At 66.0% G+C, this 12,739-nt stretch carries 11 protein-coding genes and 3 tRNA genes; 13 read left to right on the forward strand and 1 reads right to left on the reverse strand.

What is annotated here, in order from left to right:
* Positions 1–12 precede the first annotated feature (12 nt).
* The gene (locus ACOGI5_RS05795) at positions 13–525 is read right to left on the reverse strand and encodes an N-acetyltransferase family protein (RefSeq protein ID WP_419863494.1); all 513 of its coding nucleotides are present in this window, start codon (positions 523–525) and stop codon (positions 13–15) included.
* Positions 526–609: 84 nt separating this feature from the next.
* Here ACOGI5_RS05795 and ACOGI5_RS05800 point away from each other — a divergent pair.
* The 13 genes from ACOGI5_RS05800 (at position 610) to rplL (ending at position 12,731) form a co-directional block, all read left to right on the forward strand.
* Positions 610–682 (forward strand) — tRNA-Thr (locus ACOGI5_RS05800).
* Between the two features lie 63 nt (positions 683–745).
* Positions 746–819, forward strand: a tRNA-Met gene (locus ACOGI5_RS05805).
* A gap of 127 nt (positions 820–946) precedes the next feature.
* A tRNA-Trp gene (locus tag ACOGI5_RS05810) sits at positions 947–1,020 on the forward strand.
* Positions 1,021–1,121: 101 nt separating this feature from the next.
* On the forward strand, positions 1,122–1,424 hold the full coding sequence (secE, locus tag ACOGI5_RS05815) for a preprotein translocase subunit SecE (protein WP_323671081.1): 303 nt from the start codon (positions 1,122–1,124) through the stop codon (positions 1,422–1,424).
* A 21-nt stretch (positions 1,425–1,445) separates the two neighbouring features.
* On the forward strand, positions 1,446–2,225 hold the full coding sequence (gene nusG / locus ACOGI5_RS05820; protein WP_419863495.1) for a transcription termination/antitermination protein NusG: 780 nt from the start codon (positions 1,446–1,448) through the stop codon (positions 2,223–2,225).
* A gap of 17 nt (positions 2,226–2,242) precedes the next feature.
* Complete coding sequence (rplK, locus tag ACOGI5_RS05825; RefSeq protein WP_419863496.1) at positions 2,243–2,698, forward strand: 50S ribosomal protein L11; 456 nt, start codon at positions 2,243–2,245, stop codon at positions 2,696–2,698.
* Between the two features lie 28 nt (positions 2,699–2,726).
* Complete coding sequence (gene rplA / locus ACOGI5_RS05830) at positions 2,727–3,413, forward strand: 50S ribosomal protein L1 (RefSeq protein WP_419863497.1); 687 nt, start codon at positions 2,727–2,729, stop codon at positions 3,411–3,413.
* Between the two features lie 253 nt (positions 3,414–3,666).
* Complete coding sequence (locus ACOGI5_RS05835) at positions 3,667–7,206, forward strand: S8 family serine peptidase (RefSeq protein ID WP_419863498.1); 3,540 nt, start codon at positions 3,667–3,669, stop codon at positions 7,204–7,206.
* 65 nt (positions 7,207–7,271) lie between these two features.
* Entirely contained in the window at positions 7,272–8,255 is a 984-nt protein-coding gene (locus tag ACOGI5_RS05840; protein ID WP_419863499.1) for an RCC1 domain-containing protein, read from the forward strand.
* Positions 8,252–9,418: an RCC1 domain-containing protein gene (locus tag ACOGI5_RS05845; protein WP_419863500.1), complete on the forward strand. Its 1,167-nt coding sequence runs from the start codon at positions 8,252–8,254 to the stop codon at positions 9,416–9,418. The genes ACOGI5_RS05840 and ACOGI5_RS05845 overlap by 4 nt, the downstream gene beginning before the upstream one ends.
* Positions 9,419–9,625: 207 nt before the next feature.
* A complete protein-coding gene (locus ACOGI5_RS05850; protein WP_419863501.1) occupies positions 9,626–11,215 on the forward strand; it encodes a leucine-rich repeat domain-containing protein in 1,590 nt (529 codons plus the stop codon).
* 254 nt (positions 11,216–11,469) lie between these two features.
* Positions 11,470–12,342, forward strand: a complete 873-nt coding sequence (rplJ, locus tag ACOGI5_RS05855) for a 50S ribosomal protein L10 (RefSeq protein ID WP_419863502.1) — start codon at positions 11,470–11,472, stop codon at positions 12,340–12,342.
* Positions 12,339–12,731, forward strand: coding sequence for a 50S ribosomal protein L7/L12 (gene rplL / locus ACOGI5_RS05860; RefSeq protein WP_419863503.1), 393 nt, complete (start codon positions 12,339–12,341; stop codon positions 12,729–12,731). Before rplJ ends, rplL begins: the two co-directional genes overlap by 4 nt.
* Positions 12,732–12,739: the final 8 nt, after the last annotated feature.

Below are 12,739 nucleotides of genomic sequence, written 5' to 3' on the forward strand. Positions count from 1 at the left end.
TGACAGAGCGAATCAGGCGGGACGCAGGCGCTGCATGAGCGTCACGTCGAGCCAGCGTCCGAACTTGCGCCCCACTTCCCGTTCCACACCGACGAGCTCGAAACCGTGCTTGGCATGCAGTGCCACCGACGCAGCGCCAGCGTCGGCGATGCGGGCGAACACAGCGTGAAAGCCGTGCTCATCGGCAAGCGCCACCAAGTCGCCGAGCAGCAGGCTGCCCACGCCGCGCCCATGGTGATCGCGATGGACGTAAATGGAGTCCTCGACGCTGGTCGAGTACGCCGGTCGGGTGCGGTAGGGCGACAAGCACGCCCAGCCCAGCACTGTGCCGCTGGCCTCGGCGTCAGAGTTGTCTGACACCGCCACGATGCACGGGTAAGCACCCGAATGGTCCCGCATCCAGGCCGCTTGCTCAGCAGGAGAACGGGGCACCATGTCGAAGGTGGCGGTGCCGTCGGTGACCTCGCGGTTGTAGATCTCCGCGATCGCGTCGGCGTCGGCCATCGTGGCCATCCGGGTCCGCATGGCAGCGAAGCTACCGAAGGGTCGCAGATACACTCCGGACCCCACCATCGCCCGCGCACGACGGTCTGGACGTGCGCGGATCACGCCCCGTTAGCTCAGTAGGCAGAGCACAGCCATGGTAAGGCTGGTGTCGCCGGTTCGATTCCGGCACGGGGCTCACTGCGCAGAGTGCGGGCGGGAGCCGCCTGAGGAGGCTCGGTAGGCTTCGCAGTTGCATCTTGGCGGGATAGCTCAGTTGGTCAGAGCGCACGGCTCATAATCGTGAGGTCCTGGGTTCGAGTCCCAGTCCCGCTACGAGACGCCTCTCCAGACTCCTCTGGACGCGACCCAGACTGCTGCCGGTAGCCTGTTGCGGCGGACATTCGCCAAGAAGGCCCGCACTGAGTGTCACCCGCGTATCGCACGCGATGCGCCGACGCTGAGGGCAGTAGCTCAATTTGGTAGAGCACCGGTCTCCAAAACCGGCGGTTGCGGGTTCGAGTCCCTCCTGCCCTGCGCTTCCGCCGGATTGGACCGTCAGCCCGGCGGACCGACCATGCCCAAACCCCCGACAACAAATCCCTGAGTAATCGAGGCCGGAGACACTCCCGATGGCCATGAACCGACGCACACGCCGTCACCTGCAGCGCCAGGGCGAGATGGGGGCTGACGGCGCGCCCGCGGGACGGCGCGAGCGGCGCCAGGCAGCACCGGCATCACCGACCACCGAGCGGGCTGGACCGGCGCAGTTCGTGGGCGAGGTCCGCTCCGAGCTGAAGAAGGTGATCTGGCCGACCCGCGCCGAGATCGTCAACTACTCGGTCGTCGTGTTCATCACCATCGTGATCCTGACGGCGATGATCGCCGGATTCGACTGGATTCTGGGAGAAGGCGTCCTTCGCCTCTTCGACGTGAACTGACAAGCATCTGAGCTGACGAATATGAGCGATCTGACCGACACCCCAGCAGAGCCCGAAACCGACCCGATGGCGACCGCACGCCGGCTGCTGAGCTCCCAGACGGCGACCACCCTGATGGGTCCGGGCGCCGAGCCAGCCGAGGCGACCGAGGGGACAGATGCCGTCGACGTCACCGCTGAGGCCGGCGCCGTTGACGTGCTCACCGAAGACGAACTGCTCGCCGTCGACGAACCGGAGACCAAGCGAGTCTCGCCGTACGACCGGCCGGGTCGCTGGTTCGTCGTGCACACGCAGTCGGGCTACGAGAAGAAGGTGAAGCAGAACCTCGAAGCCCGGATCGGCACGTTCGACATGGAAGACCGGATTCTCGAAGTCGCCATCCCGATGGAGGACGTGATCGAGTTCAAGGGCGGCCGCAAGGTCGTCGCCAAGAAGAAGGTCTTCCCGGGCTACCTGCTGATCCGCTGCCGTCCCAGCGACGAGGCCCACCACATGATCCGCAGCACGCCCGGGGTCACCGGCTATGCGGGTCCGGGCGGCAAGCCGTCGCCCCTGCGCCGCAGGGAGGTGGAGGCATTCCTGGCTGAGCCCGATGACGGGCCTGAGATGCCGCGCCGCACCAAGCCGTCGATGATCTTCGAGATCGACGAGGGCGTGCGCATCAAGGAGGGCCCGTTCTCCGACTTCCAGGGTCAGGTCATCGAGATCAACGAGGAGCAGCTGAAGGTGAAGGTGCTGGTGAACATCTTCGGCCGTGAGACCCCCGTCGAGCTCGACTTCGTCCAAGTCGCCAAGATCTGAGCCCCAAGGAGCATGTGATGGCAGACAACCCGGCACGACCCGCGGCGGGCCGCAAGCGGGTGAGCGCGGTGGTGAAGATCCAGATCCCCGCTGGGCAGGCTTCGCCCGCGCCCCCAGTGGGCACCGCGCTCGGCCCGCACGGCGTGGCGATCATGGACTTCTGCAAGGAGTACAACGCCAAGACCGAGGGCCAGCGGGGCACGATCGTGCCCGCGGAGATCACGATCTTCGAGGACCGGTCGTTCACGTTCATCACGAAGACACCGCCGACGTCAGTGCTGCTGCGCCAGGCGGCGGGGCTGGAGAAGGCGGCCGACAACCCCGGCCGCGAGACCGTGGCCCAGATCACCGAGGCCCAGGTGGCCGAGATCGCCGCGACGAAGATGCCCGATCTCAACGCACGCGATCTCGAGAACGCCAAGCTGCAGGTGATCGGCACCGCTCGGTCGATGGGCATCGAAGTCGCCGGCTGAGCTGGCCCGCACAGCAGGAGAGCCCCAGATGTCAGGAAAGAAGTACGCCGAGGCGACCCGACGGTACGACCGGCAGATGATGCACGAGCCCGCCCAGGCCATCGACATGGTGCGGACACTGGCACCGGCCAAGTTCGACGAATCGGTCGATCTGTCGGTGCGGCTCGGCGTGGACCCGCGCAAGGCCGATCAGATGGTGCGCGGCACCGTCGCACTGCCGTCGGGCACCGGCGGCGACGTGCGCGTTGCGGTATTCGCGCAGGGCGACGCTGCGGCTGCGGCCTCCGAAGCGGGCGCCGATGTCGTGGGCGGCGCCGACCTGGCCGAGCGTGTCGAGGCTGGATTCACCGACTTCGACGTGGCGATCGCGACGCCGGACATGATGGGCGTGGTGGGCCGCTTGGGCAAGGTGCTCGGACCCCGTGGCCTCATGCCGAATCCCAAGTCCGGGACGGTGACGCCCGATGTGGGCAAGGCTGTGGGCGAGTTCAAGGGCGGCAAGGTCGAGTATCGAACGGACCGGTACGGCAACGTGCATCTGGCGATCGGCAAGGTGAGCTTCACCGCTGAGGACCTGAATGCCAATCTGGCGGCAGTCATGGACGAGTTGGCACGGGCGAAGCCAGCCGGTGCCAAGGGTCGCTACGTGCGCAAGATGGTGGTGTCCTCGACCATGGGCCCCGGCGTCCGCATCGACCCCACCATCTTCAACTAGCCCCAGCGAGCCAGCGGCGAGCCGCGAATCGCCGCCGGTTTGCGGCGGAGAGCTATCTGCCAATTCCTGGCTCAGGAGAGCTGTGGCCGTTGCGCGGCCGGCGATCTTGTGACGATCGGATCTGCGCGGGTTCCCGGCGCGGTATCGGCACTGCTGTGGATGACGACGAGCCGGGTGAGAGGGTCCGCCGAATAACGAAGAGGCGCAATTATTCTCAATCTCGCTTCTAGGTCATGTGAGCGGGGGTTGTGCGATGGGCCGAACTTGGCGCGTCTCGGCGGCGTTGGCATCGGTACTTGTGGTGGCGGCCTTGATCGCTCCGGCGGGGGCCGTGTCGTATCAAGCGGCGTCGTCTGCGTCGGGAGAGCCGCCGGTACTGGGTGCGGGATTCGCTGTTTCCGCCGAGTGGATGGCGGCGGGAGTTGCGCGCATCGACTGGGACGAGGTCGCCGACGCAGTCGGTTATGAGGTGATGGCACTGCACAGTGGCCGTTGGTCGCTGCTGTCGCCGAACCGTTTAGTGGACGGTGCCGGAATCGAGTTCGAAGGCTCGTCGGCAGTGGTGTGGGGCCTCAGGGCTGAGTCGACTGTCTACAGCTTCGCAGTGAGAGCCCGCAATGGCGCGGGCGTGTCACTGTGGTCGGCGAGCGTCACGGTCGATGTGCCCGAGCCTCGGGCTGCCGAGGCCGGACTATTCGATCCGTTCACAGCACCGACGCGCTCCGGCATCGACCTCGAACGGCTGGCAACCGCAGTCGAGACGATCAACACCGCAGCCGATTGCTCGACAGTGCCGTCGCTGTCGGTCAGCGGGGTCGACGTGGTGACTCCGCCGGCGAATCTGAACGATCCTGACGCGACGCTCACTGTCGCCGAGGTGACACGCGTCGCAGGTGGCTGCATGCTGGTGGAGTACGTGCTGCTGAACGGCCGCTCCGTCACTGAGGTTCGTGAGTTGCTCGCTGGCGAAGCGTCGGTGCATGCGGTCGGCGAACCCCCGCGCGGCGTTGTTCCGGCACATCCTGATACGCACGCCGCTCACACAGACCCCCATCACGACGACGGCGGCGGCAGGCAGTGGCATCTGCCCCAGCCGGCCATGACGCAGCTCTGGCAGGGCTGGATCGGCGATGGCGACCCGACCGACGGCGACAGTGACGACGGGCGCCAGATCGTGGTTGCAGTGCTCGACACCGGTGTCGATACGACCCACGCAGATCTCGACGATCGGGTCGTGTCGAGCCTCGGCGGCTGCCACGACACCGACCAGCATGGCCATGGCACCCATGTCGCGGGCATCATCGCCGCTGAGCACGACGCGTCGGCGGGTGCCACAAACCAGCATGTGGCCGGCGTCGCGCCCAAGGCGTCGATCATTCCCATCCGGGTCCTCGCCACCGATGATTGCCCGACAGGTACGACCGGGCTGAGCGTCACTCAGGGTGTCGCCGCCGCGATCAACGCGGGCGCCCAAGTGATCAACATGTCGCTGTCGAGGACGAGCGGAAGCAGCGAAACCGTGGAGCTCGGCGAAATCGAGTTGCCGGGCAACGGAGTCAGCGGCGACACGCTGGAACTCGTGCTGCGCGCGGCGTCCATGCGCGGCATCGTGAACGTCGCAGCGGTCGGCAACTGTGGGCGACCTCCTCCGCTCGACGACAAGTCGATCTGCGGCGGGATCCAACACCGCGAGTTCTTCCCGTCGCTATACGAACAGGACGTGATTTCTGTTGCGGCAATCAATAGCGATGGCGATCGCAGCGGGTTCAGCAACGTTAACCAGCTAGTGGACATAGCGGCCCCCGGCGGCAGCATCTTGTCGACGTTCCCGGTCGCCGCCGAGCAGCCGGGCATGCCCGCGGGTACCCGAACGTGTACATCGCTCAATCCGACGCGACAGTGCACGCTTGGTACGAGCAGCGGAACCTCGATGGCAGCGTCATTCGTCTCGGGTGTTGTGGCGCACATGCTGAACCGGTATCCGCAGGCGACGCCTGGGCAGGTGCGCGAGGCGCTGCAGTCGTCGGCGTGGCAACCCACAGGCACTACGGGCCGCAATGACGAGCTCGGTTGGGGCATCGTCGACCCGGCTGCAGCGGTATCGCGGCTGGGCGGCTTGCTCGACGGGCTGGTCGTCGAACCATCCGATCAAGCAGGCGGTTTCGTGTCGGTGGTCGCGAGCGGCGAGAACTCCTGCGCGCTGCGGGTCAGCGGAGCGGTGGAGTGCTGGGGTGATGACACCCACGGACGGTCGATGCCGCCGCAGGTGAAGTACCGCAGCATCGAAGCGAGCCAGGACTTCAGCACTCCGGGCACCGGCGGTCATGCCTGCGGGATACTCGACGACGGCATCGCCAGCTCTGACGGGCGAGGTCTCGCGCGCTGCTGGGGGCTGGGCACGACGAGCAGCGCTCTGGAGTATTCCGCACGCGGGGCGTTCAGCCAGATCAGCGTGGGCAATCTGTTCACCTGCGGACTGCGCCCTGACACGGCCGCACCCGCCGACAGTGGGCCGCGTAGTGGGGGCAATGTGGTGTGCTGGATGCACCCTCCGACGCGGAGGCCGTTCTCGGACGGCCGCCACTTGGTTCCCGCTGATGCGCGGTTCATGCAGCTGTCGCTGGGCTGGGTGCATGGCTGCGGCGTCAAGCCCGACGGCTACGTGGACTGCTGGGGCCGTGACTTTGACGGCGAAACCGATCACAGCAGCGTGAGCGCGACGCTGCTGGGAGGCTTCACGCAAGTCGCATCGGGCAGGTACCACAGCTGCGCATTGCGGCACAGCGGCACAGCGGTGTGTTGGGGTGAGTCTCGCCGCAACGCGGCCGATGTGACGGGCGCTACCCAGCCCCCGGCGGGCGTGAAGTTCACCTCGCTGACGGCTCACCGCGACATTACCTGCGGGTTGCGAACCGACTCCGGCATCTCGTGCTGGGGCGACGACACCTACGGCCAGGTCTCAGACACGCCGACCAGCACCGGCTTCATCGGCGTTGATGCTGGCGACGACCACGTGTGTGCAGTGCGCAGCACGACGGCTGCGCCGCCCGGCTCGCCTGCCAGCGGATACGTGATGTGCTGGGGCCGCGACGATCTCGGGCAGGTCACCCCGCCGCTGGCCGGCAAGCTCACCAGTTTGCAGGTGAGCTGTCCCACCGGCACCTGCGCGAGCGGACCGGACCTCGTCGCCTCTTTCGACCCCGCCACGACTGCCTACTACGCGCCGTTCGCGCCCGATGCCGCTTATGTCACGGTCACGGCGGAGTCGATGCCATACACGACACCTCCGGGCACAGTGAGCATTGGGCCAGCCGACAGCCGACCAGCGCTCGACGGGCATCAAGTCGACATCACCGCAGGTCAGCCGATCACCATCACGGTGACGTCCACCAGCCCCTACGACGACACCGCTGAGACTGCCTACACCGTCACGCTTCCGCGCCCCGACGCGGCACTCGAGGAACTCGCCGTGCATGCGGTCACCTGCGACATCGATTGCACCGTCGGCGCGCAGGTCAGCCTCAGTCCCGCCTTCGACACCGGAACCCGCGCATACCAGGCCACGGTCGACTCCGGGACGGATCTCATCGAGATCAGCTATTCCGCCAGTGCTGCGGAGACCCACGTGCAGGTCACTCCTGCCGACAGTTCCCCGACTGCGGACGGGCATCAGATCCGGCTGCCCGCAGGCCAGACCACCCGCGTCACGCTCGTCGCCACCGTCGTCAAGAGCGAACTGCCCAGTGCGCCCGTCAGCCAAGTCACCTACACCATCGACATCACCCGTCCATGAGGACTGCTTCGGCAATACGCCCGCCTGAGACGATCGGCTGCGTAGCGGTTCTGTGCTGCTCGGTCGTGCTTGCGGCCGCTGCATGCAGCAGCACCGAGGAGCCGACCGGCGTTTGGGACACGCCAATCGTCACCGCAGTTGCCGATCCGAACGAACTCACGCCCGCACTCGGCAACTACCAGTTCAAGGCCGGCAATCTGCTCGGCGAAATTGGCCTGCCTCAATTCAGGCAGATCTCGGCTCGGGGTCACAGCACCTGCGGCGTGCGCATCGACGGTGCCCTTGCCTGCGCCGGTGAGAATGCGGTTGCCGGCGAGCATCCGCTAGTTCCTGCCAGTTACTTGCCTGGAGAGTTCCTCGAAATAGCCAGTGGAGGCGATTACGCGTGCGGTCTCCTCACCGACGGCACGCTGCGGTGCGGTGGCTTCAACGGATTCCGGCAGTCCGAACCCCCTTCGGGCGTCTACACCCGAGTAACGGCGAGCGGTGGACACGCCTGTGCGCTCACCATCGAGGGCACGGCGGTGTGCTGGGGTCACAACGAATGGGCCCAGTCCGAACCCCCAGCGGGCACTTACACCCACATCGCCGCCGGAGGTGGATTCACGTGCGCACTCACGCCAACGAGCACGGCGGTGTGCTGGGGTCACAACGAATGGGGCCAGTCCGACGCGCCGGATGAGATGTACACCTACGTCTCCGCTGGTGGCCAGCACGCCTGTGCGCTCACTGCCAAGAGTGCTGCCGTGTGTTGGGGCAATAACGAATACGGGCAGTCCGACGCCCCGACCGGCAGCTATACCCACATCACTGCCGGCGATTTCCATTCCTGCGCGCTCACTCCGGCGAACACTGCAGTCTGCTGGGGATACAACGAGGACGGCCAAGCAAGTCCGCCCGCTGGCGTCTACTCCGAAATCGCCGCGGGATACCTGCATACCTGCGCACTCACCGTCGACCACGAGTTGGCTTGTTGGGGCGTCATGGAAGAGCCAACTGATATGCCCTTCGACTACGAGCCTGCTGGCTTCGAGAGGCTCTTTCGATGATCACCAAGCAGCTCGCAGACTCGATCGGTCCCCGGCCATCCGCGCTGGTGTTCATATGCTGCTCGGCCGTGCTGGCGGCCGCCGCCTGCAGCACCGAGGCGCCGACCGGCGCGTGGGGTACTCCGGTCGTGACCGCCGTGGGCAACCCGGCCGACCTGTCACCGCCGATCGGGGCGTATGCGCGCCACGTCGACCGTGCCGAATTCGGCAGACATCGCTACACCAAGATCGCAGCGGGACACTCGTCGGTGTGCGGCATCCGCGACGACGGCCAATTGCTCTGCGCTGGTGAGGTGAGCAAGTTCACCGACTGGCCGATCTTCGACACCCAAACCGAGCGGATCGGCGGGCAGTTCGTCGACGTCGCTGTCGGCGGCGGCACGGTGTGCGGACTGCTGGCGGACCGCACGCTCCGTTGCGGCGGAATGAACGACTACCGCCAAGCCGAACCGCCGAATGGCACCTACAAGCAAATCGTCGTAACGGGTGGGCACGCATGCGCCCTGGCCACCGACGGCACGCTTGCTTGTTGGGGCAGCAACCAATACGGCGGGTCCGAAGTGCCCGATGGTGCCTACATCCACATCACTGCCATCGGCGCTCTCAGCTGCGCAGTCGCGGTTGACAGTTCGATCGCCTGCTGGGGCATTGATGAGTACGGCCAAACCGAAGTTCCCGACGGCACGTACACACAGGTGGCTCCCGGCCACCGTCACGCATGTGCGATCGCCACTCACGGGGCCGTCGAGTGCTGGGGCACCAACGAGTACGGCCAGACCGACGCGCCCTCGGGCACCTACACCCAGCTCACGAGCGGCGGCGAACATAGTTGCGCGTTGCGCACTGACGGCGTGATCGCGTGCTGGGGCAGTAACGAGTACGGCCAGACGGATGCGCCCTCCGGCACGTACACCCAGATCGTCGGAGACCAGCTGAGCAACTGCGCACTGGACGAGCGGGGCGCCATCGCGTGCTGGGGCTACAACGAGAGTCTCCGGCTCGACGCTCCCGCCGGGGTGTTCACCCAGGTCAGTCCCGGTGGTCTCAACTGCGCTCTGACCGCCGACAACAGAGCCGATTGCTGGGCCGAGTTGAGACCCGACTTTGACGATCCCAGCAGCAGCGACCTGCTGAACAGCGCCGAGGATTGGATCTATCGATGAGTCCAATCTGGATCCGTAAAGGAGCACAGAATGTCGAGACTGGCTAGACGCATTGGAGCGTTGCTCGCCTGCGTCGTTGCGATGGTGGCAGCGCTTGGAGTGGTGCCAGGCATCTCGAGCGCGCAAACACCGGATGCGCCTGCGCCAACCAGCAGTTGCTCAGCCTCGGGCGATCCAAGTTCGGCTGTCTCAATACCGGATGCGGCCTTGCGCAGCGAACTCGAACGCGAGCTGGGGAAATCCGGTGGCGAGACGATCACCCGGGCTGAGCTGGCCTCGTTGTCGTCGTTGTCGCTCGCCGTTCGAGACGGCGCGGGCGCTGTGTCGGTCAGCGATCTCAGCGGGCTTGAGTACGCCACCGGGCTGACGCATCTCGACATCTCCCGCCAGTCGGTGTCGGATCTCTCGGCGCTGTCGTGTGTCACGAGCCTGACGAGCCTGCTCGCATACGACAACGAGATCACCGACTTGATGCCGCTGGCCAGCCTGACTCGGCTCACGACGCTCGATGTGAGCTACAACAGCATCACCTCGGCCACGCCACTCGGCGGGCTCACTTCATTGACGACGCTCAACATCGGCGCCAACCAGATCGGCGATGTTTCCTCGCTGGCGGGCCTCACCACTCTGACAACCCTGTATGCGTTCGACAACGCCATCAGCGATGTCTCACCGCTGAGTTCACTCGTGTCGCTGCGGACACTGTGGCTCAGCGGAAACGAGATCTCCGGTGTTGTGGCTCTGTCGAGACTTCCGGCGCTCGCTTTCCTCGACATGCGCTTCAATCGCGTCAGCGATGCCTCGTCGCTCGATGCGCTGTCGGGCACGGTGCTTACCCAGCCTCAGCAGGACGACGTGGTGGTGTTCGCCGATGGCGTCCTCGCTGGCGTGGTACGCGAGCATCTCGGGCTGACCGCCGAGGCGACTGTGACCAAGGGCACCTTGGCGGGTCTGGCTCGGCTGTCGCATTTCCGCACGGGATTGTCGCGCATCTCGGATCTTTCGGGTCTCGAGCACGCAACCGGCCTGGCGGAGCTGCATCTGTACTACCACCATGTTCGCGACATCAGCCCGATCCTCGGCTTGGAGGGTCTGACTCAGGTGAGTTTGGTGGCGAACGGGTTCAGCGACATGGCCCAGGCATCACAGCTCGGCTCGGCGCTGGTGCTCAACTTGGTCGAGAACGGCATCACCGACATCTCCGAGCTACGGCCCGCGCCCAGCGTGCTGCATCTGTTGTTGAACAACAACCGCATCACCAGCGTCGAGTCGTTGCGCACCGCCACGGGGCTGACGCGCTTGGAGCTGGCCGGCAACCAGGTCAGCGACATCACACCGTTGAGCGGACTCGTCGGGCTGGATCGACTCGGGCTCTCAGGCAATCCCGTCGCCAGCTTCGACGCGATCGGCGGTCTCACGTCGCTGCAGACTCTGCTCGCGGACCGCACCGGCTTGGCTGACCTCACACCCGTGAGCAGCTTGAACAAGCTCGCGAGCCTGTCGGCTGCAAGCAACGGCATCAGCGACCTCGGGCCGTTGTCTGGCTTGGCGGCGCTGCGCAGCGTCGACCTCGAGCACAACAGCATCACCACCCTCGAACCGCTGCGTCCGCTCACCAAGCTGCAATGGCTGCACTTGGCCGACAACGACATCATCAGCGTCGAGCCACTGCGTAACCACGGCGCCCTGCACACCCTCTATGTGGCTGGCAACCGCATCGCCGACTTCACGCCTCTAGACGGCCTCAGCAGGCTCGACATCCGCGGCAAGGACAGCCAACAGCCGCCGTCTGAGTGAAGCGGACCCGCTAGATCCAAGGGGCGTTAAGTCCGCAAGCTGGTGGCCTCCTTGACCTTGGGCCCCTGCGCCCGCATGGTCCCCACCACCTTCGGCTGAGCGCGACGGTTGGACGCATCTGCGACGGCCGGTAGCGTTCTGGGCTCGACAACTTGCTCGCCGTAGAACTCCGGTGGCTCTGGCCTGAAATCGGCCCCGTCTGAACCTTGTTCAGGGGCTCGCCCGTATCGGGTGAGCAGCACGGGTCGAGCCTGATGAGGCGGACGGTTTTCCTGTGCGCGTCTGCGTCGGGAGGCGGTTCTGTCTGGTCTGCGGACCGGTGCCCGTTCTGGGACCGGGAGCGATCCAACCGCCCGATCACCGCACACCCCGCAGCACAGGAGGTCCCCACCATGGCGACAGCAACGACGGCTGAGGGGCGCGCGCCACGGGCCGACAAGGTGGCCGTAGTGGACGAGGTCCGCCAGCGGTTCAACGATGCCGAGGCAGTGCTGTTCACCGAGTACCGGGGCTTGGACGTGGCAGAGATGGCAGACCTGCGAGGCCGCCTCATCGATGCCGACTGCCGTTACAAGATCTACAAGAACACCCTGGTCCGCCGGGCGCTGTCGGCTGATGCGCCGGCCGGAACGCTCGACCTGCTTCTAGGTCCGACGGCGCTCGCTTTCTGCGGCAAAGATCCCTCGGCCGCCGCTCAGGCCCTGCGCACGTTCGCTGCGGAGCACGATGCGCTGATCATCAAGGGCGGAGTGCTGGCGGGCACGCTGCTCAGCGACGCTCAAGTGCGTGATTTGGCTGACCTGCCGTCGCGCGATGAGCTGATGGCGCAGATGCTCGGCGCGTTCTCCGCGCCGCTCAACGCGCTGGCCTCGATGATGAACAACCTGATCAGTGAAGTGTCGGGCCTCGTCCAAGCGCTGATCGACAAGACGCCGGACGGTCCGGCTTCCGACGAGGCGCCTGCGGCTCGAGCCGGCCAAGCCGATGCCAGCGCGGCCGCGGACGATGCCGCTCCTGAGCCTGAAGGTGCCGCATCCGGCGACCCCAACAGCGATCCATCAGACCCAGCCCAAATAGACCCAGCCCAAATTGAGCCAGCCCAAACTGATACGGAGAACAACCAATGAGCACGTCCACCGAAGAGATCCTCGACGCCATCGGCAACATGACGGTGCTCGAGCTGGTCGAGCTGAAGAAGGCGTTCGAAGAGCGCTTCGACGTCACCGCTGCTGTGGCCGCCCCGATGATGGTGGCCGCCGCCGCTGCGGGCGGTGAGGGCGACGGCGAGGCCGCCGAGGAGGCTGCCGATGAGGTCACCGTCACGCTGACCGCCATCGGCGACAAGAAGGTGCAGGTCATCAAGGAGGTGCGCTCGCTCACCAGCCTGGGTCTCAAGGAGGCCAAGGATCTGGTGGAGGCCGCTCCGAAGCCGGTGCTCGAAGGTGTGCCGAAGGCCGACGCCGACAAGGCCAAGGAGGCCCTCGAAGCCGTCGGCGCCAGCGTCGAGCTGTCCTAGACGCGCGC

Source organism: Candidatus Poriferisodalis sp., from assembly GCF_965208925.1.
In the GTDB taxonomy this organism is placed as follows: Bacteria; Actinomycetota; Acidimicrobiia; order Acidimicrobiales; family Poriferisodalaceae; genus Poriferisodalis.